At 63.9% G+C, this 24,841-nt stretch carries 24 protein-coding genes and 2 pseudogenes; 19 read left to right on the forward strand and 7 right to left on the reverse strand.

The window, feature by feature from the left end; translation table 11 throughout:
- The first annotated feature begins 1 nt into the window (after position 1).
- Both NWF22_RS13010 and NWF22_RS13015 read left to right on the forward strand, forming a co-directional pair.
- Entirely contained in the window at positions 2 to 1,225 is a 1,224-nt protein-coding gene (locus NWF22_RS13010; protein WP_160902076.1) for an ATP-binding protein, read from the forward strand.
- A 124-nt stretch (positions 1,226 to 1,349) separates the two neighbouring features.
- The gene (locus NWF22_RS13015) at positions 1,350 to 4,793 is read left to right on the forward strand and encodes a DEAD/DEAH box helicase family protein (RefSeq protein ID WP_160902077.1); all 3,444 of its coding nucleotides are present in this window, start codon (positions 1,350 to 1,352) and stop codon (positions 4,791 to 4,793) included.
- A 323-nt stretch (positions 4,794 to 5,116) separates the two neighbouring features.
- Here NWF22_RS13015 and NWF22_RS13020 read toward each other — a convergent pair whose 3' ends face one another.
- The 3 genes and pseudogenes from NWF22_RS13020 to NWF22_RS13030 form a co-directional block, all read right to left on the reverse strand.
- A complete protein-coding gene (locus NWF22_RS13020) occupies positions 5,117 to 5,323 on the reverse strand; it encodes a hypothetical protein (protein ID WP_202398585.1) in 207 nt (68 codons plus the stop codon).
- A gap of 387 nt (positions 5,324 to 5,710) precedes the next feature.
- A pseudogene (locus NWF22_RS13025) lies at positions 5,711 to 6,945 on the reverse strand (IS256 family transposase).
- 64 nt (positions 6,946 to 7,009) lie between these two features.
- Positions 7,010 to 7,414, reverse strand: coding sequence for a hypothetical protein (locus tag NWF22_RS13030; RefSeq protein ID WP_160902079.1), 405 nt, complete (start codon positions 7,412 to 7,414; stop codon positions 7,010 to 7,012).
- A 254-nt stretch (positions 7,415 to 7,668) separates the two neighbouring features.
- On the opposite strand from NWF22_RS13030, the gene NWF22_RS13035 reads away from it, so the two are divergent.
- Positions 7,669 to 8,061 carry a hypothetical protein gene (locus NWF22_RS13035; protein ID WP_258321134.1) on the forward strand — a complete coding sequence of 131 codons (393 nt, stop codon included), beginning with the start codon at positions 7,669 to 7,671 and terminating at the stop codon, positions 8,059 to 8,061.
- A gap of 368 nt (positions 8,062 to 8,429) precedes the next feature.
- Positions 8,430 to 9,041 carry an MspA family porin gene (locus NWF22_RS13040; RefSeq protein ID WP_160902215.1) on the forward strand — a complete coding sequence of 204 codons (612 nt, stop codon included), beginning with the start codon at positions 8,430 to 8,432 and terminating at the stop codon, positions 9,039 to 9,041.
- A 178-nt stretch (positions 9,042 to 9,219) separates the two neighbouring features.
- Here NWF22_RS13040 and NWF22_RS13045 read toward each other — a convergent pair whose 3' ends face one another.
- Complete coding sequence (locus NWF22_RS13045) at positions 9,220 to 9,453, reverse strand: hypothetical protein (protein WP_160902081.1); 234 nt, start codon at positions 9,451 to 9,453, stop codon at positions 9,220 to 9,222.
- A 262-nt stretch (positions 9,454 to 9,715) separates the two neighbouring features.
- Between NWF22_RS13045 and NWF22_RS13050 the strand changes: the two genes are divergently transcribed.
- The 3 genes from NWF22_RS13050 (at position 9,716) to NWF22_RS13060 (ending at position 11,685) form a co-directional block, all read left to right on the forward strand.
- Positions 9,716 to 10,387, forward strand: coding sequence for a hypothetical protein (locus NWF22_RS13050; RefSeq protein ID WP_160902082.1), 672 nt, complete (start codon positions 9,716 to 9,718; stop codon positions 10,385 to 10,387).
- Between the two features lie 472 nt (positions 10,388 to 10,859).
- Positions 10,860 to 11,195 (forward strand): hypothetical protein, encoded by a 336-nt coding sequence (locus NWF22_RS13055; RefSeq protein ID WP_160902083.1) that lies wholly within the window; start codon positions 10,860 to 10,862, stop codon positions 11,193 to 11,195.
- 49 nt (positions 11,196 to 11,244) lie between these two features.
- A complete protein-coding gene (locus tag NWF22_RS13060) occupies positions 11,245 to 11,685 on the forward strand; it encodes a hypothetical protein (RefSeq protein WP_160902084.1) in 441 nt (146 codons plus the stop codon).
- Positions 11,686 to 11,813: 128 nt separating this feature from the next.
- On the opposite strand, the pseudogene NWF22_RS13065 reads toward NWF22_RS13060, so the two are convergent.
- A pseudogene (locus NWF22_RS13065) lies at positions 11,814 to 13,082 on the reverse strand (IS3 family transposase).
- Between NWF22_RS13065 and NWF22_RS24560 the strand changes: the two are divergent.
- The 7 genes from NWF22_RS24560 (at position 13,023) to NWF22_RS13095 (ending at position 17,382) form a co-directional block, all read left to right on the forward strand.
- On the forward strand, positions 13,023 to 13,718 hold the full coding sequence (locus NWF22_RS24560; protein WP_373691892.1) for a DUF6973 domain-containing protein: 696 nt from the start codon (positions 13,023 to 13,025) through the stop codon (positions 13,716 to 13,718). The pseudogene NWF22_RS13065 and the gene NWF22_RS24560 sit on opposite strands and share 60 nt — an antisense overlap.
- On the forward strand, positions 13,715 to 14,152 hold the full coding sequence (locus tag NWF22_RS13070; RefSeq protein ID WP_160902085.1) for an Rv0361 family membrane protein: 438 nt from the start codon (positions 13,715 to 13,717) through the stop codon (positions 14,150 to 14,152). The genes NWF22_RS24560 and NWF22_RS13070 overlap by 4 nt, the downstream gene beginning before the upstream one ends.
- Positions 14,153 to 14,376: 224 nt before the next feature.
- Positions 14,377 to 15,033 (forward strand): hypothetical protein, encoded by a 657-nt coding sequence (locus NWF22_RS13075; protein WP_160902086.1) that lies wholly within the window; start codon positions 14,377 to 14,379, stop codon positions 15,031 to 15,033.
- Between the two features lie 13 nt (positions 15,034 to 15,046).
- The gene (locus tag NWF22_RS13080) at positions 15,047 to 15,562 is read left to right on the forward strand and encodes a hypothetical protein (protein ID WP_160902088.1); all 516 of its coding nucleotides are present in this window, start codon (positions 15,047 to 15,049) and stop codon (positions 15,560 to 15,562) included.
- A 117-nt stretch (positions 15,563 to 15,679) separates the two neighbouring features.
- Positions 15,680 to 16,066 carry an Rv0361 family membrane protein gene (locus NWF22_RS13085; protein WP_444881596.1) on the forward strand — a complete coding sequence of 129 codons (387 nt, stop codon included), beginning with the start codon at positions 15,680 to 15,682 and terminating at the stop codon, positions 16,064 to 16,066.
- 225 nt (positions 16,067 to 16,291) lie between these two features.
- Entirely contained in the window at positions 16,292 to 16,705 is a 414-nt protein-coding gene (locus NWF22_RS13090) for a hypothetical protein (RefSeq protein ID WP_160902090.1), read from the forward strand.
- A 50-nt stretch (positions 16,706 to 16,755) separates the two neighbouring features.
- On the forward strand, positions 16,756 to 17,382 hold the full coding sequence (locus NWF22_RS13095; protein ID WP_160902091.1) for a hypothetical protein: 627 nt from the start codon (positions 16,756 to 16,758) through the stop codon (positions 17,380 to 17,382).
- 206 nt (positions 17,383 to 17,588) lie between these two features.
- Here the strand turns inward: NWF22_RS13095 and NWF22_RS13100 are convergent, their stop codons facing one another.
- Together NWF22_RS13100 and NWF22_RS13105 are read right to left on the reverse strand one after the other, a co-directional pair.
- Positions 17,589 to 18,476: a MaoC family dehydratase gene (locus NWF22_RS13100; RefSeq protein WP_160902092.1), complete on the reverse strand. Its 888-nt coding sequence runs from the start codon at positions 18,474 to 18,476 to the stop codon at positions 17,589 to 17,591.
- Positions 18,476 to 19,831 (reverse strand): 3-oxoacyl-ACP reductase, encoded by a 1,356-nt coding sequence (locus tag NWF22_RS13105; protein WP_160902093.1) that lies wholly within the window; start codon positions 19,829 to 19,831, stop codon positions 18,476 to 18,478. Before NWF22_RS13105 ends, NWF22_RS13100 begins: the two co-directional genes overlap by 1 nt.
- A 147-nt stretch (positions 19,832 to 19,978) precedes the next feature.
- Here NWF22_RS13105 and NWF22_RS13110 point away from each other — a divergent pair, with 147 nt between their 5' ends.
- The 5 genes from NWF22_RS13110 to NWF22_RS13130 all read left to right on the forward strand — a co-directional run bounded on the left by NWF22_RS13110 (position 19,979) and on the right by NWF22_RS13130 (position 24,821).
- A complete protein-coding gene (locus NWF22_RS13110) occupies positions 19,979 to 21,274 on the forward strand; it encodes an acetyl-CoA C-acetyltransferase (RefSeq protein WP_160902216.1) in 1,296 nt (431 codons plus the stop codon).
- A gap of 225 nt (positions 21,275 to 21,499) precedes the next feature.
- A complete protein-coding gene (locus NWF22_RS13115) occupies positions 21,500 to 23,212 on the forward strand; it encodes a VanW family protein (RefSeq protein ID WP_160902094.1) in 1,713 nt (570 codons plus the stop codon).
- A 69-nt stretch (positions 23,213 to 23,281) separates the two neighbouring features.
- The gene (locus tag NWF22_RS13120) at positions 23,282 to 24,058 is read left to right on the forward strand and encodes an SDR family NAD(P)-dependent oxidoreductase (RefSeq protein WP_160902095.1); all 777 of its coding nucleotides are present in this window, start codon (positions 23,282 to 23,284) and stop codon (positions 24,056 to 24,058) included.
- A gap of 126 nt (positions 24,059 to 24,184) precedes the next feature.
- Entirely contained in the window at positions 24,185 to 24,418 is a 234-nt protein-coding gene (locus NWF22_RS13125; RefSeq protein ID WP_160902096.1) for an AbrB/MazE/SpoVT family DNA-binding domain-containing protein, read from the forward strand.
- Positions 24,402 to 24,821 carry a type II toxin-antitoxin system VapC family toxin gene (locus NWF22_RS13130; protein WP_160902097.1) on the forward strand — a complete coding sequence of 140 codons (420 nt, stop codon included), beginning with the start codon at positions 24,402 to 24,404 and terminating at the stop codon, positions 24,819 to 24,821. The genes NWF22_RS13125 and NWF22_RS13130 overlap by 17 nt, the downstream gene beginning before the upstream one ends.
- Positions 24,822 to 24,841 lie beyond the last annotated feature (20 nt).

A 24,841-nucleotide genomic window follows, 5' to 3' on the forward strand; every position in this document is an offset into this window, starting at 1 on the left:
TATGGACCCATTGCTCAACCCGTACACGCCGAACGCGGGAGCAACGCCAGCCGTAGTCGTTGGCCGCGACGACCAGATGCGGCACTTCGAACTCCTGCTTGCCCGGTTGGAGAGGTCTAGGACCGAGCAGTCGATGATCGTCACCGGGCTTCGCGGTGTAGGCAAGACGGTGCTGCTGCGCGAGTTCCAGAAGAAGGCGAATGACCGAGGTTGGGCGATCGTCGAGCTCGAAGTGAGCAAGCATGACGACCAGTACTTCCGCCGCCAGATTGGGCAGGTTGTGAGGCAAGCTCTCTTGAGTATCTCCCCCCGCACGAGGTGGGGGGCCCGAGGTCAGAAGGCAGCTGCGATTCTGCGCTCGTTCACTCTGACGGTCGACAGCGAGGGCCGCCTCACAGCGGGGTGGGACGTCTCGGGATACGACGATGCTGCCGCGGACACAGGCGACCTCGCTATGGACCTCACCGAGCTCCTTGTTGCGGTGGGCGAGGCAGCCCAGGACAAGGGAAAGGGCGTGGTGTTGCTCTTGGATGAGATCCAGTTCCTACGCCGCGAGCAGTTGGAAGCGCTGATCGCGGGAATCCACAAATGTGTCCAGCGTCAAGTCCCGATCACGATGGTTGGAGCGGGGCTGCCCCAGATTGCCGAGTTGGCCGGCGAGGCGAAATCGTACGCGGAGCGGCTGTTCAAGTTCCCGACCATTGGTGAGCTTAGTGAGGAAGACGCGCGCTACGCGTTGAACGAACCCGCAAAGGAGGAGGGGGCCGAGTTCACGGATGGTGCACTCGACCTTGCGTTGGAACTAACAGGTAGATACCCGTATTTCATTCAAGAACTCGGTTATGCAGTCTGGGGTGTCGCAGCTGACCAAACCATCACCGTCGACGACGTTCGGGAGGCGCAAACGACATACGAGGACAAACTCGATTCCAGCTTCTTCCGGGTTCGACTCGACCGAGCGACCGAGCTGGAGCAGGCGTACATGCGCGCAATGGCGGAACTCGGGCCTCAACCTCAACTCGCCGGCGACGTTGCTCGTCTGCTGAATCGCAGTTCTCAACAATGCGCTCCGACACGATCGACACTCATCGAAAAAGGCCTCCTGTACACCCCGGGCCACGGATACGCGGCGTTCACCGTTCCTCATTTCGACCAGTTCATGAAGAGGTCGGTTCCCGAGCTCAAAGTACCTGCGATCAAACCGAGAAAACGACGGCGCAAGTAGGTGACCGTGACGAGCGTCGGGTTGGTCGAGAAGTTCTGTCAGAACCCTTCGGTACCCTGATCGGCTCGAACCACGAGCGGCACGAGTGTGCCAAGATCGGGATGCAGCGGTGAAGGGAGGCAGCGTGGCCGGGAACTTTGACTTTCTCCAGAGCGAGTGGCCGCAGATCCATGACAGCGCGAAGCGCGCGGAACGCGACGCCCTGTTCGACGCTCGCACGACCTGCTTTTACGCCCGGCGCACCCTCGAGGCGACGGTCAAATGGCTCTACACGGCACACCACCTGCCGACTCCCTACAAGGACGACTTGTCGGCTCGGATTCATCAACCGGACTTCCAGTCGATCCTGCCACCGCAGCTGTTCCCGAAGATGAACCTCATCCGCAAGAGCGGAAACCACGCGGTGCACGACGACAGGCCCGTGACCAAGGAGTTCGGGCTGCGTGTCCTTGAGGAACTGTTTCACATCCTGTCGTGGCTGGCCCGCGAGTGCGCGTCTCAGCCGGAGTCCAAACCGGCAGCCGAGCGCCAGTTCGATCGGGACCGCCTGCCGAAACCTGGCGGCGGGCCGGCCATGGCGAAGACGATCGTGCAACTCCAGCAGCTCAACGAGCAGCTCGAGAATAAGGACGTCGAGCTCGCGCAGGCCGCAGCCCAACGCGCCGACCTCACCGAACAGCTCCTCGCCCGTGACAACGAGCTCAAGGCGGCCGACGCCGACAAGGCATCGTTGGAAGACCTCGTGGGCAAGCTCCGGGCCGAGGTGGCTGCCGCGCAGAAGGCGGCTGCGGCGCGACCAGACACCCACGACTACAACGAGGCGCAGACCCGCCGCGACATCATCGACCTGCTTCTGCACGAAGCAGGCTGGCCCCTCGACCAACCCCGCGACCGCGAATATCCGGTCACCGGCATGCCCGACGGCAAGAACGGATACGTCGACTACGTGCTCTGGGGAACCGACGGCCTGCCCCTGGCGGTGGTGGAGGCCAAGCGGACGTCGAAGGACGCCGAGGCGGGGAAGCACCAAGCCCGCCTGTACGCGGACTGTCTCGAGTCGATGACCGGTCAACGGCCGATCATCTTCTACACGAACGGTTTCGAGACCTATCTGTACGACGACCTCCGCTATCCGCCGCGTCTGGTCGAGGGCTTCTACACCCGTGACGAGCTGCAACTCGAGATCCAACGCCGCACCAGCCGTAGGCAACTCGCGAGCATCGAGGTACCTGCCGGCATCGTCGAACGGCACTACCAGACCAGGGCGATCCGCCGTGTCACCGACCGTTTCGAGGACGAACGACAACGCGCTGCGCTGCTCGTGATGGCCACCGGGTCGGGCAAGACTCGCACGGTCATCGCGCTGTCGGACATGCTGATGCGTGCGAACTGGGCCAAGCGGATCCTGTTCCTCGCCGACCGCGTCGCACTCGTCAAACAAGCAGTCAACGCTTACAAGACCTTCCTGCCCGACGCCCCGCCGGTGAACCTGCTGACCGACAAGAACACCGACGGCCGCATCTACGTGTCCACCTACCCGACGATGATGAATCTCATCAACGAGGTCGACGACGGAACGCGTCGCTTCGGGCCCGGCTACTTCGACCTGATCGTCATCGACGAGGCACACCGGTCGGTCTACCAGAAGTACCGTCGCATCTTCGAGTACTTCGACTCGTTCCTCCTCGGCCTCACCGCGACACCGAAAGACGAAGTCGACTACAACACCTTCCAGCTGTTCGGTCTGGAAACCGGTGTACCCACCGATGATTACGAACTGGAAGAAGCGATCAACGACGGCTACCTCGTCCGACCGCGGGCAGTGCCCGTGCCGTTGAAGTTCCAGCGCACCGGCATCAAGTACGACGAACTCACCGACGACGAGAAGAAGCGGTGGGAATCGACGGACTGGGACGACGAATCCGATCCGGACGAGGACGAGTATCCCGACGCGGTTGACGCCGAAGCCGTCAACAAATGGCTGTTCAACACCGACACCGTCGACAAAGCCCTCGAGGTGTTGATGACCAGAGGGCACCGAGTCGCCGGTGGGGACCGTCTGGGCAAGACCATCATCTTCGCCAAGAACCAGCGTCATGCAGACTTCATAGCGGAGCGCTTCGATGTGAACTACCCGCAGTACCACGGGAGTTTCGCGGCGGTCATCACCCACTCCGTGTCGCACGGACAGGACCTCATCGACAAGTTCTCGCAGCCGAACGCCGAACCCCACATCGCTATCTCGGTGGACATGCTCGACACCGGCATCGACGTCCCAGACGTGGTGAACCTCGTGTTCTTCAAACCTGTCCGGTCGAAGACGAAATTCTGGCAGATGGTCGGACGTGGAACCCGTCTGCGACCCGACCTGTACGGCCCCGATCAGGACAAGACCGACTTCTTCATCTTCGATCTCTGCGGCAACATGGAATTCTTCGGGACCAATCCTGCCCCGGCCGAAGGGAACATGGCGAAGTCGTTGTCGCAGCGTCTGTTCGAGAAGCGCACCGACATCGTTTACGCCCTCGACCGATCGCAGTCACATGAAGTGTTGCGCAATGAGATCGCCGACGGGCTCCACCGCCACGTCCAGGCGATGAATCTCGATAACTTCCTGGTACGTCCGCGGCGGCGGCAGGTGGAGACCTATCGTGACCGCGGGGCTTGGGAGTCGTTGACCGAGCAGAAGTTGCGCGACATCGTCGACAACCTCGCCGATCTGCCCACCACAATCCGCGATCCCGACGAAATGGCGAAACGGTTCGATCTGATCGTGCTGAGTGGGCAACTGGCCGTGATTGAAGGTGACGAGTCGGAGTTCGACCGCCGCCGCGACCGGATGCGTGAGATCGCCGACGCGCTACTCGAACAGCTCTCCATCCCGAAGATCAAGGCGCAGGAGGAGTTACTGCGGGAGGTTGCGTCCGACGAGTGGTGGGTCGATGTGACGCCGGAGATGCTCGAGGGTGCACGCAAGGACCTGCGCTCGCTGGTCGGATTGTTGGAGAAGACGAAGCAGCCGGCGATCTACACCGACTTCACCGATTCGTTCATCGCCAACGTCGAGGAGGTGGACATGCCGACCATGTCCACCGGTACCGACAAGGCGCGGTTCACGGCCAAGATCCGCGACTATCTGCGTCACCAGCCCGACAACCTGGCCCTGCAGAAGTTGCGCACCGGAAAGCCGTTGACCGACAGCGATCTGGACTCACTGCAGGAGTTGCTGGCCCGCAGCGGCGCCGGTAGCGCCGATGATCTCCAGCAGGCCATTGCCGAGGCCGACGGTCTCGGCAGGTTCATCCGTTCCCTCGTCGGACTCGACCGACAAGCCGTGAACGAACGCTTCACCGACTTCCTGGCCGACACCAACGCGACCGCCGACCAGATCGACTTCGTCGGGCTCATCATCGACCACCTGACGCGCAACGGCACGATGGAACCTGGTCAACTCTACGATCCGCCGTTCACCGACAAGGCCCCGCAGGGGCCGGACCAGGTGTTCGACATGACGAGGTTGACCAAGCTTGTCGAGATCATCGAAGGGTTCGGTGACGTGGCGAGCTGAGAATGGCGAGAGCGCATGTCAGCTGCATAGGCGCATACGCGCGGATGCCGCCAAGGTTGTGAAGGGGGTGGTTCGTTTGATGTCAGCACGGGACGCTGATGGAGAGGGCCAAGAGGCTCGGCATCGCGCGAAGCCATCTTCCACGTCACGGAGTGCCGGACGTTTGCCCCGCTCCTCGCATTCGTTGCGGGGTTGCTCACCGCAAATGTGCTATTCCACTGAGATGGAGGCTGAAACCCATAACGGTTCCTCCCCCGGGTATCGCCAAACCCCCTCTAAACTTTCGGAGGATGTGACAAAACCCGGGGGAGGAACGGTGAGGGTCAGGCGCCGCCGCGGGTCGTTGCGGTCAGGTTGCCCATGTGGATCGGGTTGCGGTCACCCGATGCCTCGGCGTACTGACGGATACGCCCGAGATCCACCGACAGGGCCGAATCCGGCGCGGGTGCGCGTACTGCGTCTGCTCGGGACCGCGCGGCTCGTCGGACAGGCTTGCGTTCGCGGCGCTCACCGAATCCCAGCGTGCGCATCCATGTTGGCGAGAGATCATCCAGCGGTTCGGTGACGTGGCGCGGTCGGCGGCATGTTGTTGTTCGCGGACGGTGCGGCGTTGCTGTGCGGCGCGATCACGCAACTGCTGGAGGAACTCTCGGTCGGCGGGCTCATCTGCCGGGATGTAGCGGCACCACGAGATAGATCAACCCGAGATACGGCATCGGAGTCCCCTGTTGTCCGGCCGGTCACCAGATCTGTTGCACCCACAGCGGTTGTCCGTACCTGCTCAAGGAGCGGCCGGTGTAGACCGCGAGCACCACGCGCCCGCCCGGGTGGGCAGCGGCCTCGGAGACAGCGTCCCTTGGAGTGGTGGACTTCGGATCGGTGAGCTTGTCGCTTCGATCAACGAGTCATGGTGAACGTTAGGAGATTTGGTGGGCTTTGTCCAGCGCTTGGGCGGCGTGTTTCTTGGCGATCACCACCTTGAGTTCATCCATCGACACATCCGACATGTAGCGGCGGGTGACTTGCCATTCGTCGTGGGCCTCGATGACCACCGCGGTCGCCAACCGTAGGAACGCGGCCGGGTTCGGGAAGATCTCCACCACATCGGCACGGCGCTTGATCTCCTTGTTCAGCCGCTCGATCGGGTTGTTCGACCAGATTTTCTGCCAGTGCGCCTTCGGGAACGCAGTGAACGCCAGCACGTCAGCTGTGGCCTCACGCATCATCGCCGCCACCTTCGGAAACGCGTCGGCCAGACTGTCGGCAACCTGATCCCACTGCGCCACCACATCGTCAGGTTCAGTGTGGGCGAAGATCGTCTTGATCGCCGCCGACACCACCGGTTGCTGCTTCGCCGAGACCACCCCATGCAGATTCCGCATGAAATGCACCCGGCACCGCTGCCACGACGAGTTTGTGAACTGCTGGGCCACAGCAGCTTTCAACCCGGCATGCGCGTCAGAGATCACCAACTGCACCCCGGACAGACCACGAGCCTTCAGACTCGCAAGAAACTCCTTCCAGAACTCGAACGACTCCGAATCACCCACCGCGGTGCCCAACACCTCCCGACTGCCGTCGATCGACACGCCGGTCGCCACCACCAGGGCCTGGGAGACGACATGCGCCCCGACCCGCACCTTGCAGAACGTGGCATCGCAGAACACATACGGGAACTCGGTGTGGGTCAAGGTGCGCCCACGGAACTGCGCGATCTCCGCATCGAGACCAGCACAAATCCGTGACACCTCGGACTTGGAGATCCCCGAGTCCACCCCGAGTGCGGCGACGAGGTCATCGACCGAACGGGTCGACACCCCGTGCACGTAGGCCTCCATCACCACTGCATGCAACGCCTTGTCGATGCGGCGGCGCCGCTCGAGCAACGACGGGAAGAACGACCCCGACCGCAGCTTGGGGATCTTGACCTCGACATCACCGGAGGTGGTCGACACCGTCTTGCTCCGCGACCCGTTGCGGTGGGTTGAACGCCCCGCAGAGCGCTCGTAACGGCCGGCACCGATCTTCGCCGTGGCCTCGGCCTCGATCAGCTCCTGCAGCCCCGTGCGGATCAGTTCGGCGAACATCGCGCCGGCTTCGGCGGACTTGAACACCTCAAGCTGAGCAGCAAGGCAGAATGGTCCTGGGTCATCGCGTAGTCACTTTCTGTGAGTCACTGTGAGAGGTAACTCATTGATCTACGCGATGGCCCTCACTTATCCCGGCACCGACACGCCTGGCTGGGACCGGATCCGATTTCCCACCACTCCAGGGGACTTACCCGCCTCGGAGATCACTTGCTGGCCGGTCACATCGTTCCAGGTGCGATGCTTGTCCGGACGGTAGTAGGAACCGGCCCGGTAGCGGGAGTCGTCGTCGAGGATGACACCCCAGTTGTCGTTGCCCAGCAGGATGTTGATGACGTGTCCGGCGCCGAGGTGGGCGGCGGACACGGTGTCGGCGTGACTGAGTTCGATCACAGTTACACCCGGCTGCGCGGTGGGGATGATCCGCGCGGCCTGTGCCGGCGGGCTGGCCGCCACCGCACCACCGGTGGCCACTGCGACAGTGAACAGCACACTCGCGACCGCGGCGCGCACGCCTGGTTTGGATTCCCCCACGGCAGTTTCCTTTCGTAAAGCCAGGCATTGCTGTGGCGAACATAGCGCATCGTTTGGGGGTGTCGATCGCTGGGTAGGCTTCTAGGGCCCCCGAAATGAGCCACTTCCTGATATCGCCACGGGCGAAAGGATGTCGGGGTGAGGTGCCCCCGGGGTTTGATGACTTGCGTCACTTCGGTTCGGGATTTGCGATTCGCATCCCAGTTGTGCCACGCGGTACCGGGTCGGCTGGTCTGAACCGTATGGTTCACCCCATGACGATGAGTCGGGGGATCATCGCGGTTCTGGTGGGCGTTGTTTCAGCGTTCTCGGTCGCCGCCTGCACGCCGGGCAGCACTGAGCCGGCTTCGGTGTCGGGCAGTACCGCGGCACTACCGTCAGGGATTCAATACACTGCCAACGGAGACGAAATCGTTTGGTGTGCAGTGTCTCCGGTCTACCAGCACATGTACTGGGCGGTGGTCGTCGGTGATCCCACCGGTGGGCCGTGTGTTGCCGGGGAAGTGATCACCCAGGAAGAGTTCGAGGCCGCTCACGCGACCTGGGTGTGTCAAGTCGCGCTGCCCGGTGGTGGGACGGCAGACTACTACGCCAATTCTCAAGCTCGCGCCCGCAATCTCGCACAAGGGGCATGCCTGGCGGGGTGATCTCCGTCATCGTGATCGAACCGCAATCCCCCTAGCGGGCAACCGGTCCCGGCCCAGTTGTCACCGTGTGCGATCAATCCTCGCGGGTGACGCTCGTGAAGTGGTTGCCACCGCAGCGAGGGGTGTGCCATAGTGCAGATGCACTTCACTATCATACATCGTTGATGTGGGGTGTTGGTCGGGGGTTTCACGTGCGGTCCTCCAGTCCTTCGTGCCGATTGGGTCTTCGGGCGAGGCTGGAGGGGTTGGCGACACGTCTCGCTCTCGGCCGGTTTCTGGCAGTTGTTGAGGGGGGCACTGTGTTTCGGATTCTGGGCGGTGTGGGGCGGGTCGGTGGTGCGGCGGTGTGTGCTGTGCTTGCCGCGTTGATGGGTCTTGTGGTGGGGGCCGGTTCTGGGGGCGCGGTACCGACGCCGTTGGCGTCGACCTATGACCGGCTGGTCACTGATGATGGGTGGACCGTCGAGTTGCGGGCCTCGGAGTTGGTGGTCAACCCGATGAGCAATATCGCCAACAGTTTCGCTTCTCGGGAGGGCTGGGTGTCGTCGCGGGTAGGGGCGCTGATCACTCCGGCGGCTGGTCGGGTGCCGTCGCAACCGGTGAGTTCGGGTGTGCTCGAACAGTTTCTGGTGGTGGGGTGTCAAATCGATGTGTCGGATGGGGCGACGTTCGGTTTCGGGTCGTCGTTCGGTCCGAACGCGAATGTGACGATCTCGGGTCAGCCGAACGTGTCGGTAGGGGCGTCGGCGTCGGTGTCGCCGTCGATCTCGGCGAAACTCACACCTGGCACCATCAACGAGATTTCCCTGGGCAAGAAGACGTTGCAGACCGATCGGGCGTCGATCCGCGCCAAACGTGTGCATGTGCGGGTGGACGGATGTGCCGGCCCGGTGACCGTGCGCATCATCGTGCGACTGTCGGTGTCGACGCCGACTGCTGATGACACCCTCAACCTCTATTCCACACGGATGTGGCTGTGATGGCATCGGCCGCGACCATATCCCGCGCCAGGACGGCCTCGCCGCTACGGCGCGCGAGGCCGTCCTGGGCGCCCGTCCTTGCGATAGTCATCGCCTCGGTGACGGCGTTCACGCTGGTCGTAGCCCCTACCGCGAGTGCGGAAACCCCCGCTGAACGCTGCGCGCGGGAGACCGCCACCTACAACAGTGCCTGGGCGCAATCGTGGGCGGCCTCCAACGGCAAACCCGCCAGCCAGGCACCGCCGCCGCCGGTGCCGTACGTGTGTGTCGACCCCGGACCGCCCACGTCGTCGACCACCCCGCCACCGTCGGTCACCGCACCGACCATCCCGACGGACACCAATACCGCGGATTCGGGTGGACCGAATATGGGTGCACACGCACCCACCGACATCCCCTCAGCAGGCGCCACACCAATCGTACCGAGGCCTGGCGGGAGCGAAGGTAGTGCTGCTGCTTCTCCGAGTCCTTCCGCAGCACCTGGCGACCAATCAGGTTCGTCCACGAGCGTGCCCAACAGTTTGCCGGTTCCTGCGCGTCCACCGGACGACCCCGGTCCGCTCTCGCCCGCTGACCCAGCCGGGCCGATCGCCATGCCGCCGGGATGGAACGACGCAGACGTCGATACAGACGCGCTATCGCAGCTGACGTCCAACGATTTCGCTGGAACGTTCATGGCGACTCCAGCAGGGCTTTTCGATGTTCCCGACAGTTGGAGGATCCCCTACTACGGCGCGCGGTGTGCGGTCGCCCTCGCCACGCTGTTCCTGCCCTTGCTTCGTACCCCAGGGTTCCTAGTCAAACTGTTCCAAATCGGCATGAAGTATCCCAGCGTATTCAAGGCCGCCGAGGCACTGCGCAAGATACTGATGCGCAGCCGGATCGACAAGGCCGAAGACGGGATCGTAGGCAAGCGACTCCCAGCGGAGCTCAAAGAATGGATGACAACTTACCGAAATGAGGTCGAGCTCATCCTGGAAGCTTTCGGAATCGTGGCTGTATGGACACAATGCGGCAAGCTCATCGAGATCATCGGTGGCGGTGGCGGTGGCGGTGGCGGTGTCGACAGCGGTGGCGGCGGCGACTCAGGTGACGGCGACGGCTCCGGTGAGTCGGGGGATTCCGGGAGCGGCGGAGAAGGCGATCAGGGCGGCGGCTCGGAGGACAACGACAGCGGACAGCAGCAGCCGACCGTCACACCCACTGCGACATCCACACCGACCTGGACGCCCACGCCGACGCCCACGCCGACGTGGACGCCTCCTCCGACGACCACTTCCCAACCTCCTCCGCCTGCTGATCCGCCGGTGAGTGAATGTAAAGTCAAGCCGGAGGTGTGTGTGTGATGCCGAGACAAGATTCCGCAGCTGGCACGAGACGGAACCGGCGGCGGCTGGCAGCGTTCGCTGGCGCGGTGGGCATCGTTATTGTCGCGATAGCGATCGTCGCGATCTTGGTGCGTCCGAACGAGGGCCAGGAAGATGCCCGGGCCGAGTTGCAGAGCCGGGTTACCGACATGTACTCGGCAGTCTTCCGGGGCGACTACGCCTCGGCGTACCAGTACCGGTCACAGGCATGCAGAGACGATTTTGCCCAAGAGGAGTATGTCGGGTCCATGCGGGACCTACTCGGGGACAAGGCGTTTCCTGGGTCCAAGGTCCACGCAACGGTACAACTGCAGTCTGATACGACCGCGGTGGTGACGTTGACACCGCCGCCGGGACCCGACTTTCCCGCGGGTAGCCGCACCTGGACAAAAGCCTCAGACGGCAAGTGGTACTTCGACAACTGTCAAGCGCGTACACCAGGTCCCACACCGTGATCGCCAACATCGGCGCCGCGGTGATCGCCATCGTCATCTATCCATTCCTGCTGATCGCCCGAGCAATGATCTGGCTTGCCACCAAGCTTCGCATCGAACCGTTCTATCTGGTCACCGCGTTGCTTGTCGCCCCGCTATGGGCGGGTTCTGTGCTGGTTTCGGTCAGCGAAGTCTCTGAAGGACGCTACCCGGTGGGGGAAATCCTCATCTCAGTGTTGGGGGCGGTCTACCTGCTCTACGTACTTCTGATGATCATCCTCGAGTTTACGACCCGCCACGACCACGATCCAGAACCGGAAGACGGCGATGACAACACCACCACCGGCACCTAGTCGGCAACACACAGCCCGTCGAAGGCCAGTCCGCCGCATAGCGCTAGCCGTGGCGATTGCCGCCCTCGTCGTGATCCTTGGCGTAGCTGTCGTCCACTTCACCTCTCGTGATAGCCAGAGCTCCGCCCCTGCGGACACTTCATCTCTGGAATCAGCTGTCCAACAGGTTGTTCAACAGCTGCGAGACAAGGACAGCGACGCGCTGCTCAGCACGACGTGCGGACAGCTACGCATGCTTGTGGAGAACGGTAAGTACGACCCGCTCGACACCAGCGTCGACTACGTCCAGAACCTGTGGCGCGGCCCCGTGACGACTGTCACCGACTTCCACTATCACAGCACCATCGACACCACCGCGATTGTCTACGCCCGTCTCGAGTACGCAGAGCGCGTTGACAGTTCGATTCCCTGGCCGGTCGTGAGGTTTGCCCTCCAACGCAATACCACGTCGGCTCCCTGGCAGGTGTGCGGCGCCCAGACAACCCTCTAACGATCGCACTGATTGCGACACGACGACCCGCAGTCCTTGTGTCGGAAACATACGCCTGCAGGCCATTGGGGCCGGCGTCAAGTGCCAACCGTCCAAGTTGAACCGCCCCGGGTTTGGTGCACACCTGGTTACTGGTGTGCCTCCACGGATGTGGCGGCACGTTGAGTGTAGTAGTTCTGCTCGGCCTCGATCGGCGGGATGCGTCCGAGTCGGTGCATGAGCCTACTGACGTTGAACCAGCCGACCCAGACAGCGGTCAGATGTTCGACATCCCCGACGTGGCGTAGCGGACCAGTCCGAAACGGCGAATCATGTTGTACTGCGCAGGCATTGAACAATCCTATGGTTGTCTCCGCGAGGGACATTGGCGTAGGCGTCCCCGATCCGATCGACGGCATCAACCCAGACAGTTTCTGCGTTTCCCCGCATCGCACCGAGGTATACTGGCTGCCCGCATCCGAATGATGAATAGTATTGCTGGACAACGGGTTACCCTCCAGATGCCGTAGTTTTGCGCAGCCTGTCGGATCGCATCACGGACGAACCGGTCGGTCTTGGAGGCCGAGCACTCCCATCCCACGATCCGGCCGCGAACGCGTCAATCACGAACGCGGTGTACACATGCGTGCCGTTGGCCCGCTGGACGTAGGTGAAATCGGCCACGACCAGCATGTTCGGTGCCGGCACCTGGAACGGGCGGTCCACCAGATCCGGGGCCCGCGACGCTCCCGGATCCGGGATCGTGGTGCGGACCTTCTTGCGCCGGGTCTCCCCGTGCCAGCCGTTGGCCCGCATCAACCGTTCCACCGTGCACCGGGCCACCTCGATGCCCTCCCGTTGCAGGTGAGCCCACATCTTCACCGCCCCGTACAGCGATTCTGGGCGGCGTTTGCCCTGCTCGTCAGGTTTGTAGTAGCCAGCCAGGATCTCGGTGATCGTGGTGTCCCACAGGGCCCGTTTCGACGGTGGCCGCGCCACCCACGCGTGGAAGGTTCTCGGGGAGATCGGTGCGCCGTGCGCGGTGAGCACACGGCAGATCTGAGCGACCCCGAACCGAGCCCGATGCTCGGCGATGAACGCACACATCACTGCTGTCGCGAGTCGCTCTCCCGCGCGAAGAAAGGCGTTGCCGCCTTAGGGATTTCGACTGTATCCTCCAACTCGGCCACCTTACGTTTCAACGCCCGAACCTCGCCGGCCTCCTGGCGAGTCACCCCCGGCTTCTGGCCTTCGTCGACCTCATGCTGACGCACCCACTTGCGCAACGTCTCCGGGGTCAACTTGAGCCGTTTGGCCGTCGCCGTGATCGCCGCATACTCGCTCGGATACTCGTTGCGATGCTCGATCACCAACCGCACAGCCTTGGCCCGGGTCGCCTCGTCGTACTTCTTCGGCATGGTGCCAACCTTCCCTCACAAAGAGGTGTGCACCAGGCCCGGGGACGTTCAGATCATCCAGCACTGCCGCAGCCAGCAGAACGATCTGAGGTCAGAACTGCCCCTAGATTCACGAGCGGGACGGTCCCGGGTCGCGTGCCTGCAGTGGGTGATCCGGACGAGAGTGGGAATATTGACGGAACTTATTGGCTACCAACCGGCTACGACAACTTGGGTCGCAACGAGCAGTCTGCGTGCTCGACCAGCCCGTACGACTGCTCGCGCGCTCAATCCTCTCCTCAGATCGCGAACAGAGAATCGCAGAAGTACTTCCCCGGACCGACGGTCGACAATCGTTCGGACGCGGCTCGGCACTGTATCTGGATGGCGAGTACGACTGAGAAGGCTAACTCCGGATTCGCGCAGGAGATTGGCGACGCCCATGAAATGGATGGCGGAGACGGTAACCCCGACTCACACGCTATGGACGAACACAACAATCGAGTTGGCCGTGACGTCGGACTACGCCACGAGGGTGACGAAGCCGGGCTCATCTCGGAGTGTGTAACACTCGCTCGTGAAGCTCCCGTGGTTCCCAAGCCGGGGGACGGTATCCCCGGTGCCTGCGACGGAAAGTTGGTGGTGATCAGGCCATGACGAAATCGCGAGACACCCGTTACCCACGCCGACTGGCGCACTTCGCTGTGATCGTTCTTGGTCTGGCACTTACCTGCGGGTCAATCGCCGCTTGCGGTGCTCCTGACTCTCGAGAAGATATCAAGGGCGAGGAGTACGCCACGGAAACCGCTATACGGACTACCGCAGTGCAGCTATACGAGGCGATGTCTCGCAACGACTGGGACCGGTACAACAGCCTGCAATGCACTCAGCAGCGTTCAGACACTCCGATGGACCCTGGCCTGGCTAGAAAGATGTCGCGACTCGAAGTCCGGGGCGTCAACATCACCAGCCGCACCGATACGTCCGCTGAGGTGGAGGTACGGTTTCGCTACTCCGACGAATCTGGCGACGCCGATCACACAGAGAAGATCAATGTCATCCGTGAAGAAGGCGAATGGCTCGCCTGCTAGGCGAACCATTCCATCGTCGGCGCGGCGGTCGTTGGCAGATCGCACGCGAGTCGGCAGCTCCAGGCCAAAAAGCAATGCCGTCGAGCTGGTGACGACAGTCATCGTGGTGCTGCGTTCTCTTACCGCGATCGTCAGGGGGCGGTCAACGTGGGACTCTTTCGACTTGGAAGCGAGAGCATGAATGGGGAGGCAGCCGTCGACCTGCATTCTTCTGCTGGTCTGGCGTGGGCCTGGTTCTTGGTCTGGTCGGGGTTTGGTATTCGACGCGTTCGCCAAACTTCGTGTTCGTCCCTGGTGGGGCTTCGGGCGATTCGCTCGGCTTGAACCTCGTCACCGAGCCTCTGCTGCTGGTGATTCCCGTTGTATTCGTTATCTGCTACGGGTTGACCGCAATGCTCCTGGCTGGCCACAAACCCAAGGTTGGCAGGGTGATCGGCTGCGGCCTACCCGTTGGTCTGGTCGTCCAGATCGACGGCTCCTACGGCACCGCGCAGACCTCGCAGTGGCTCGCCCACGAGATGGGGCACGCCATTTACCCGCCTGAGCCCATCGATAGGTCGACCTATCAGACTTGTGTCGACAGTTTTCTCATCGGCGAGGGGCAGGCGACATTCAACAACATTGTGATCCAGCGTGAGATCATCGCCGCCGGCGGCATGGACATCGGCATCTCCGGGCCTCCGGCCGGCACCGCGAACGCCATCTACGATCGGTATCTCGGCGACGTCGCCCGCATGAGAAGCGCCGGTATCTGGACGCCCGAAGCTGAGCAGGCGGCCAAACGACGTGCATGGACCGGACTCGGGCGCGAGTACGGGCAGCTGACAACATCGACGACAGGACAACGTTGTGCGAACTACTACGGCCAGTACTGCCAGTAGCCGGGCGCGACGTGTGGCGGGAACGGTTGCCGCGCTGGCTGTGGGTGTGGTGATGCTCGCCGGATGCGGACATGACGAAGCCAACGGCACACCCGCCAGCGCACAGGAGTCGGAGAAGGTTATGCCCACTACCGCATGGGAGTTGATCGACCATATTGCCGCTAACCCGCCGGACACCACCACCAAAGCCGAGCAACTCACCGGGCAGGACTCCTACGCGGTGACCGACTACCGGTTCGAGACCGAATCGGTCGATCTCAGCCCCGAACTGAGTCAGGTGAAGGTCATGATGGGACTCAACGAGGACGGCTGGACCTTCACCGCCATCGATTTCACTCCCAACGAATGCATAACCGAAGACGACGTCGCGCACCGCTACGGGCAACTCGGCGATGGCTACGTGATGCCGCCCGGACCGAACGCGACGTACTCGCGTTCACTGCCCCCGCCATCGTGGGGATCGCTTCGAGTCATGTTCAGCGCGGACTCCAAATGCCTGGTTGGGTTGTCGATGGAGCCCACCTCGTAGACGTAGACGCATTTGTAGCACTGAGGAGCACCACGGCCGCCACGCATTTGACGCCTACCTACCTGCACATTGACCAACAGAAGAGGGGCTTTCATTCGCCGGCTGGCACACTTCGCTGTGATCGTTCTTGGTCTGACACTTACCTGCGGGTCAATCACCGCTTGCGGTGCTCCAGACTCTCAAGAAGACATCATGGGCGAGGAGTACGCCACGGAAACCGCTATACGGACTACCGCAGTGCAGCTATACGAGGCGATGTCTCGCAACGACTGGGACCGGTACAACAGCCTGCAATGCACTCAGCAGCGTTCAGACACTCCGATGGACCCTGGCCTGGCTAAAATGATGTCGCGACTCGAAGTCCGGGGCGTCAACATCACCAGCCGCACCGATACGTCCGCTGAGGTGGAGGTACGGTTTCGCTACTCCGACGAATCTGGCGACGCCGATCACACAGAGAAGATCAATGTCATCCGGGAAGAAGGCGAATGGCTCGCCTGCTAGGAGAACCATTCCATCGTCGGCGCGGCGGTCGCTGACAGATCGCACGCAAGTCGGCAGCTCCAGGCAAAAAAGCAATGCCGTCGAGCTGGCGACGACGGTCATCGGGGTGCTGCGTTCTCTCACCGCGATCGTGAAGGGACGGTCAACGTGGGACTCCGTCGACTTGGAAGCGAGAGCATGAATGGGGAAACAGCCGTTAGATCTGCATTCTTCCGCTGGTCTGGCGTGGGTCTGGTTCTTGGTCTGGTCACGATCGGGGTTTGGTATTCGACGCGTTCGCCTAATGTCGTGCTCGTCCCTGGTGGCGCGTCGGGCGATTCGCTTGGATTGAACCTCGTCACCGAGCCTCTGCTGCTGGTGATTCCCGTTGTATTCGCTATCTGCTACGGGTTGACCGCAATGCTCCTGGCCGCCCGCAAATCCACGGTTGGCGGGGTGATCAGCTGGGGCCTACCCGTTGTGCTGGTCATTCCGGTCGTGCTCTGCCTACTCACTGTGCCGCAACATTACGAACTCGTTCCCGCAGGTGAAACAGGGCACTACCCACAGACCCCTGCAGCGGCGGTTGCGATAGCGATCGTCATCATCGCGCTTGGAGTGTCGGTGGTTTGTGCAGTGCGCGAAAGGAGGAGAACCTAGCGCGTGAGCTGCTGACTTGAGCCAGCTGGCTGATGACGGGTGGAAGTTCTGTGACTGAGGTTGGTAGGCAAGTCCTGCGCCGCGGGTTCTGCATCGTTGCGGCTACCGTTCTTGCCGTTGGCGTGGTGGCAGGCTGCGTTGGCCCGGACGAGGACCCCCGACCGAGCGTCCCCTCGGGTGAGTCGTTCGACGACCAGATAGCGAATGCGCGCCAGGTGGATCGCGCGAACGCCGGAAATGATGCGATCAAAGCGGATCTCGTTGTCGGCTCCTGCGTCGGGATCGATCGTATGTTCCGAGGCATCGACTACGAGAAGGGCGAATCCGTCGTCGAGGAAGTCGTGTCCCTTCAGCCGTGTGATCGGTCTGGAATGGTCGTGGTGCAGAGAGCGGCGACTATCGATGACTGCGTGTCCGATGCGGACATCAAGTACCCGGTGACCGGTAGTGAGGGTGAGCCCGGGGTGGTCCTGTGTCTGGACTACAACTGGGTGGAAGGTCGGTGCCTTTCGGTACTGCACACCAAGGCCATCGTGGTCGACTGCGACGGCAGTTCGGTCGCGGTGTTTCGCCCCGAGCAGGTGTTGGTCGGTGACTATGAGTTCGGCGACTGCCCTGAGAGTAGGTTCGTTCATCCCGATCGGGCGTATACGGTGTGCGCAACTGAAGTCGAATGACCCAGGCCGCGCGGTGGATGACACGATCAACATCTACTCCGCCCGCATGTGGCTCTGACATGCGACGTCCCACGGTCCGCAGGGTGAGTGGAAGGCTCGTGACGGTAGTGGCGAGTGGAATCGCGACAGTTCCTCCCCCGGGTATCGCCAAACCCCCTCTATGCTTTCGGAGGATGTGACGAAACCCGGGGGAGGAACTGTGAGGGTCAGGCGCCGCGAGTGGTCGCGGTCAGGTGCGGGGCGCCCTTGCGACGGTCGAGGACGGAGATGTCGAACGCCCCGGCCCCGTCGATGCGCCGCGTGTACAGGTTCACCTTGGCGGGCAACAGGATCGGCTTGCCGAAGCGCACCGTGTAGGTGACGTCGTCGGGGAGCTGCGCCTCGACGTTGGCGACTGCGGCTGCGGCACTCCACATTCCGTGCGCGATTGCCTTCGGGAAGCCGAATGCCTTCGCGGTCAGGTTGCCCATGTGGATCGGGTTCCGATCGCCCGAGGCCTCGGCGTACTGACGGATACGTCCGAGGTCGACCGACAGGATCGAATCCGGGGGTGGCGGAGCGTACTGCTTGGGCTCCGGGCCGCGCGGTTCGTCGGAGAGACTGGTGCGCTGCTGCTTGAGGAACGTCGCGGTCTGCGTCGTCACCAACTCGGTGCCGACCCGGATCTCCGAGATCATGTCGATCAGTAGGCCCTTGCGATGCTCGCGCAGGTTCTCCGCGTGGGTGTCGATGGTCAGCGGTTCATCGACGCCGATCGGGCGCAGCCGGTGGATCGTGTTCTCCAGATGCACCGAACCGACTGCGCCGAATGGGAAGTCGCCGTCGGTCATCACCTTCATCGCGAGCGGGAACTGCAGCACGAACGGGTAGGTGATCGGCAGTGTCGAACCGAATCGCTGGCCGGTCACCCGCGTGTAGGCGTGCAGCCGATCCGGGTCCACCCGGATGTTCTCCATCCGATAAGTACGTTCCGGGATGACCGCATCGGCCCGCACCGTGGCGGGTTTGCCGACGACCGGCAGCATCGCGCCGACCGCTTTGGAGTACACCTCGGCGGTGCCGGGTGCGCTGGACAGGGTGATCGTCTTGGCCATCAGGCCCCCAGGAATCCCTGGCCGCACACGCGGACCACGTTGCCGGTGATGGCGCTCGACGCCGGGTTGGCGAAGTAGGCCACGGTCTCGGCGACGTCGACGGTGTGGCCGCCCTGCTGCAGCGAGCTCATCAGGCGGCCGGCCTCGCGGGTCGCGACGGGGATCGCGGCGGTCATCTTGGTCTCGATGAACCCGGGTGCGACCGCATTGATGGTGACGCCCTTCTCGGCGAGGATCGGCGCGTAGGTGTCGACGAGGCCGATGACGCCGGCCTTCGAGGCGCCGTAATTGGTCTGGCCGCGGTTGCCGGCGATGCCGGCGATCGACGACACGTCGATGACCGCGCCACCCTCGTTGAGCGCGCCCTTCTCGATCAGGCCGTTGACCAGTTGCTGCGGCGCGATCAGATTCACGGCGATCACCGAATCCCAGCGGGCGGCGTCCATGTTGGCGAGCAGCTTGTCGCGGGTGATGCCGGCGTTGTTGACGATGATGTCGATGCCGCCGTGGCGTTCCAGGGCGTGCTCGGCGAGCTTCGCGCCTGCATCCTCGGCGCTCACGTCGAGCGGGAACGAGGTGCCCTTCACCTTGTTGGCGGTCTCGGCGAGCGCCTCGCCGGCGGCCGGGATGTCGGCGCAGATGACATGCGCGCCGTCTCGGGAGAGCACCTCGGCGATGGTGGCGCCGATGCCGCGGGCAGCACCGGTGACGACGGCCACCTTGCCCTCCAAGGGCTTGTCCCAGTCCTTCGGCGCGGTCGCGTCGGCCTCACCCACCCGGATGACCTGCGCGTCGACGAACGCCGACTTCGCCGACAGCACGAACCGCACCGTCGACTCCAGGCCGGTCAGACCGGTCTTGGCGTCGGGGGACACGTAGACGAGCTGCACGGTCGCGCCCTTCTGCAGCTCCTTACCCACGGAGCGGGTGAAGCCTTCCAGGGCGCGCTGCGCGACATGCTCGTTCGGATCGGACACCAGCTCCGGGGTGGTGCCCAGCACCAGCAGCCGCGCACTGGGCGCGAGCGAGCGCATCTGCGGCTGGAAGAATTCGAACAGCTGACGCAGCTCGGCCGGCGAGGTGATGCCGGTGGCGTCGAACACCAGGGCACCATACTTGTCGGCGCTGCGGCCGGACGTGGCGTTCTGGATCAGGGTGTAGTCGGGGGCCGAGAGCATCTCGCGCAGCGGCTCCACGAGCCGGCCCGCTCCGCCCAGCAGCACCGGGCCGGGCAGCGGCGGCTCGGACGCCTTGTAGCGGCGCAGCGTCGGCGGGACGGGCAGCCCGGCCTGCTTCGCGAGGAACGAACCGGGTGCGGAATGGACGAAGTTCGAGTACAGGCCAGTGGCTGCCACGGGATGTCTCCTCTGTGCTTCTACGGCAGGTCGTGTTGGGTGAAGTCCGTGTGCGACGACGCTCACGCGAAGCGACGTTCGACAACTAACTTACTCATGAGTAAGAATACTGTACAGACATCGAACTACACCCCCTGGGAGATCGAAGTGGCTCAGACACCCAAGACCCGCACTCAGCGCCCGGTCGCGATCCTCGGCGGCAACCGGATTCCGTTCGCCCGCCAGGACAAGGCCTACGCCAAGGTCAGCAATCAGGAGATGTTCACCGCAGCCCTCGACGGGCTGGTGAGCCGCTACAACCTGCAGGGTGAGCGCCTGGGCATGGTCGCCGGTGGCGCCGTGCTCAAGCATTCGCGTGATTTCAATCTCATGCGCGAATGTGTCCTCGGTTCGGCGCTCTCGCCCTACACCCCCGCCTTCGACATCCAGCAAGCCTGCGGCACCGGCCTGCAGGCGATCGTCGCCGTGGCCGACGGCATCGCGTCCGGCCGCTACGACGTCGCCGTCGGCGGCGGTGTGGACACCACCTCCGACGCCCCGATCGGCGTCTCGGAGTCGATGCGTCGCCAGATGCTCGAGGTCAACCGTGCCCGCAGCACCAAGGACCAGTTGCTCGCCGCGCTGAAGCTGGTGCCGAAACTCGGCATCGAGATCCCGCGCAACGGTGAGCCGCGGACCGGCATGTCGATGGGTGAGCACGCCGCCATCACCGCCAAGGAATTCGGCATCAAGCGCGCCGACCAGGACGCCCTGGCCGCCGCCAGTCACCAGAACATGGCCGCCGCCTACGACGAGGGCTTCTTCGACGACCTGATCACGCCGTTCCTCGGACTGACCCGCGACCAGAACCTGCGCGGCGATTCCACCGCGGAGAAGCTCGCCAAGCTCAAGCCGGTCTTCGGCGTCTCGCTCGGCGACGCGACGATGACCGCCGGCAACTCCACCCCGCTCACCGATGGCGCGTCGACCGTGCTGCTGGGCAGCGACGAGTGGGCCGAGGCCAGGGGTCTGCCGGTGCAGGCCTACCTCGTCGACAGCGAGACGGCGGCCGTCGACTACGTCAACGGGCCCGACGGTCTGCTGATGGCGCCCACGTATGCAGTGCCGCGCCTGCTCGACCGCAACGGGTTGACGCTGCAGGATTTCGACTTCTACGAGATCCACGAGGCATTCGCCAGCGTCGTGCTGGCCACCCTGGCCGCCTGGGAATCCGAGGAGTACTGCAAGGAGCGTCTCGGCCTCGACAACGCGCTCGGCGCCATCGATCGCACCAAGATCAACGTGCACGGCTCCTCGCTGGCGGCCGGGCACCCGTTCGCCGCCACCGGCGGGCGCATCATCGCGCAGGCCGCCAAAACCATCCGCGAGAACGGCGGCGGGCGTGCACTCGTCTCGATCTGTGCGGCCGGCGGCCAGGGCGTCACCGCCATCGTCGAAGGCTGATACCAGCGCAAATGTGACCCGATCGTCGCCTCGGCATCGATCGGGTCACACTCGCCGAAAAAAAGTTCTCGGAAAGCTGTAACGCGGCGAGAAGTAGCGTAGATATACGAGTAGCTCCGGCTGAGCTGCCAGACCCCCGACCCGGCAGCTCGGTCGGGGCGCCTACGTTTTGTGGGGCGCCCCACAGCCGACGTCTCGGCAAGGCGGACCCATCGTCGTTTTCTTATGGTTGATCCCGTGAACAGTTCCCCGGTCGCACGCGCGGCGGCGCGTGTGGCAGTCGGCATCGCCGCCGCACTCGGCATCGTCATCGCCACCGATCTCGTCCTGACCGACGGCGCGACCGCACGCGGTGCAGTTGTCGCGGGTATCCCGGCAGGCAACCTCGACGACGCGGAGGCCCAGGCCGTCGTCGATCAACTCTCCGAACGGGCCATTCATCGCGTACGACTCCACACGGATACCGGGTCGGCCACGGTCGCGCCCGATGACCTCGGCCTGTTCTTCGATGCCGAGGCCACCAAAGCCCGGTTGATGGATCAGCCCCGCAACCCATGGCCCCGGCTGATGGCAATCCTCGGGCGCACTCACGCCGTGCAACCGGTCGTGACCATCGACCGTGCGGTCTTCGACGCCACGCTCGACGACCTGCGCTCCGAACTGGAGAAGGCGGCAGTCGAAGGCGGGGTGCATTACGAGGTGGCCGACGACGTGGCCACCCCCGTGGCGGACATGCCGGCCGCCGGCAAGCGCGTGGCCCGCGACGCCGCGGCGACAACGCTGATGGCGCAATGGCTCGACGACAAGCCCGTCGACCTGCCCATGGAGGATTTCGATCCCTCCGTGTCGGCCGAGGTGGTCGGCCAGACCGTCGCCGGGGCCGCCACCCGCGCGGTGGCCGCCCCGGTCACTCTCGAGGGCGCCGACGATGTCTCCGTGCGGGTCACGCCCGCCCAGCTGGGCTCGGTGCTGACGTTTGTCGCCGACGGGCGCGGCGGACTGCAACCGGAGATAGACCCGAAACGCAGTACCGAGATGTTGCGCCCACAGCTCGCCGAGACCGAACGCGAAGCCGTGGACGCCACGTTCTCACTGAGCAGCGGTAGTCCCACCGTGGTGCCGTCGCGCGACGGTTCGCGGGTCGACTGGGACAAGACCTTCGCGTCCACCGCGGCGACCGTGACCGGGGCCGACGCATCGGATACCCGGGTCGTCGAGGTCGCCTACGCACCTGTGAAGCCAAAGCTGACCACCAAGCAGGCACGCGGACTCGGCGTGCGTGAAGTGGTCAGCGAGTTCACCACCTCCGGGTTCTCCAGCGCATCCGGCGAGAACATCCGGCTCGTCGCCGCCGAGGTCGACGGTGCACTGGTCAAACCCGGCGAGAAGTTCTCCCTGAACACCTACACCGGGCCGCGCGGCACCGCGCAGGGCTACGTGACGTCAACCATCATCGACCACGGCCACGCCGACAAAGCGGTCGGCGGCGGCATCTCCCAGTTCGCGACCACGCTCTACAACGCCGCCTACTTCGCCGGTCTCGAGGACGTCACGCACACCGAGCACAGCTACTACATCTCCCGTTACCCGGAGGCGCGTGAGGCCACCGTCTTCGAGGGCGCCATCGACCTGGTGTTCCGCAACAACACCGAGCACGGGATCTACATCGAGACCGGCTGGTCGCCGTCCGACGTCACTGTCCGCATGTGGAGCACCACCACCGTCGACGTCGAGTCGATCACCGGCGAGCGGTACGCCTACACCGACCCACCGTCACTGAAGCTGCCGAAGGGTGACAACTGCATCGCGTCCACCGGCAGCCGCGGGTTCACCACCTCGAACACCCGCATCATCAGCGACGCCGAGTCCGGCGCCGAGATCAGTCGCCACACCCGCACGGTGAAATACGACCCCGCGCCCAACGTCAAGTGCGTGTGATCGGCTGAGATCAACCAACCCTCGGCCCCCTCTAGACCGAGCGATGTAACGCTCGATAGGCTCCGCAACGTGGATATCAATGGAGCAAGTGCAATCGTCACGGGCGGCGCGTCGGGTATCGGCGAGGCCGCGGTCCGCCAGCTGGCGGCCAAGGGTGCCAAGGTCGTCGTCGCCGACCTGCAGGCCGACAAGGGTGAGGCCCTGGCCAAGGAGGTCGGCGGTGCATTCGTGCGCGTCGACGTCACCGACACCGCGCAGATCGAGGCGGCCGTCACCAAGGCCACCGAGCTCGGCCCGCTGCGGGCGCTGGTCAACTCCGCCGGCATCGGCTGGGCGCAGCGCACCATCGGCCGCGACGGCGAGTTCTCGTCGGCGCACGACCTGGATGCGTACAAAAAGGTCATCGCCATCAACCTGGTGGGTACCTTCGACGCCTGCCGGCTCGCCGCCACCGCGATGAGCAAGAACGACCCGCTGGAATCCGGCGAGCGCGGTGCCATCGTCAACATGGCGTCGGTCGCCGCGTTCGACGGTCAGATCGGCCAGGCGTCGTACTCGTCGTCCAAGGGTGGCGTCGTCGGCATGACCCTGCCGGTCGCCCGCGACCTCGCGGCCGTCGGTGTGCGCGTCAACACCATCGCCCCCGGCCTGATCGACACCCCGATCTACGGTGAGGGCGAAGCCGCCGAGGCCTTCAAGGCGAAGCTCGGCGAGTCGGTGCTGTTCCCGCACCGTCTGGGCAAGCCCGATGAACTCGCCTCGATGGTCATCGAGCTGGTCACCAACTCCTACATGAACGCCGAGGTGATCCGCGTCGACGGTGGCATCCGGATGCCTCCGAAGTAGGGCTGCGACACACACTCACGCGCACCCGTTCGGCTCGCGCGCACGTCGAGACGCGCGCGGTTGCCGAGCGGGTGCGCGTGAGTGTGACGCCATTGTTCGCTGCCATTTCAGTGGTAGCGTCATGGCATGAGAACGACCATCGATCGTGCCGGCCGCGTGGTCGTGCCCAAGGAACTGCGCGACCGGGTCGGTCTGGTACCGGGGGAGATCGAGATCACCGTTGCGGGTAGCGGGTTGGTTCTGGAACCGGTGGCCACCGATGAGCTCGTCGAGGACGAAGGAATGCTGATGCTGCCGGAGGGCGGCGCGCACCTGACGGCCGACAGTATTCGAGAACTGCGCCTTGGCGACCAACGCTGAGGTCCTCCTGCTGGACACGAGTGCCGCGATCGCGCTGGTGCGTCCGGAGCAGGAAGGACACTCCGACGTCCGTGCGGAGGCGAAGGGAAAGACGCTGGGCCTCAGCGGTCACGCGACGTTCGAGATGTACTCGGTGCTCACCCGCCTGCCGGTGCCGCAGCGATTGACCGGTCGTGCGGCTGCTCGCCTGATTGCGACGAACTTCCCGCACCGGTGTCATCTGAGCCCCCAGCACACGGCGGAACTCGTCGAACGGTTCGCGGCGGTGGGTATCTCGGGTGGCGCAGTGTACGACGGACTCGTCGGAGCAGCAGCCGCACACGCGGACCTCACCCTGCTGAGCCTGGACCGTCGTGCCGAACCGATCTATCGCGCGCTGGGGGTTCGGCTGAAGCTGCTGTGAACGGCCGCCCTTCAGATCAA

Source organism: Gordonia mangrovi (genome assembly GCF_024734075.1).
GTDB lineage: Bacteria > Actinomycetota > Actinomycetes > Mycobacteriales > Mycobacteriaceae > Gordonia > Gordonia mangrovi.

Coding starts and splice junctions, on each gene's coding strand:
- NWF22_RS13125 (WP_160902096.1), top strand. CDS start 24,185: ATGAGAACGACCATCGATCGTGCCGGCCGCGTGGTCGTGCCCAAGGAA.
- NWF22_RS13115 (WP_160902094.1), top strand. CDS start 21,500: ATGGTTGATCCCGTGAACAGTTCCCCGGTCGCACGCGCGGCGGCGCGT.
- NWF22_RS13100 (WP_160902092.1), bottom strand. CDS start 18,476: ATGGCCAAGACGATCACCCTGTCCAGCGCACCCGGCACCGCCGAGGTG.
- NWF22_RS13035 (WP_258321134.1), top strand. CDS start 7,669: ATGACGATGAGTCGGGGGATCATCGCGGTTCTGGTGGGCGTTGTTTCA.
- NWF22_RS13020 (WP_202398585.1), bottom strand. CDS start 5,323: ATGCGCACGCTGGGATTCGGTGAGCGCCGCGAACGCAAGCCTGTCCGA.
- NWF22_RS13070 (WP_160902085.1), top strand. CDS start 13,715: ATGACGAAATCGCGAGACACCCGTTACCCACGCCGACTGGCGCACTTC.
- NWF22_RS13050 (WP_160902082.1), top strand. CDS start 9,716: ATGGCGACTCCAGCAGGGCTTTTCGATGTTCCCGACAGTTGGAGGATC.
- NWF22_RS13010 (WP_160902076.1), top strand. CDS start 2: ATGGACCCATTGCTCAACCCGTACACGCCGAACGCGGGAGCAACGCCA.
- NWF22_RS24560 (WP_373691892.1), top strand. CDS start 13,023: ATGCTCGATCACCAACCGCACAGCCTTGGCCCGGGTCGCCTCGTCGTA.
- NWF22_RS13040 (WP_160902215.1), top strand. CDS start 8,430: ATGGGTCTTGTGGTGGGGGCCGGTTCTGGGGGCGCGGTACCGACGCCG.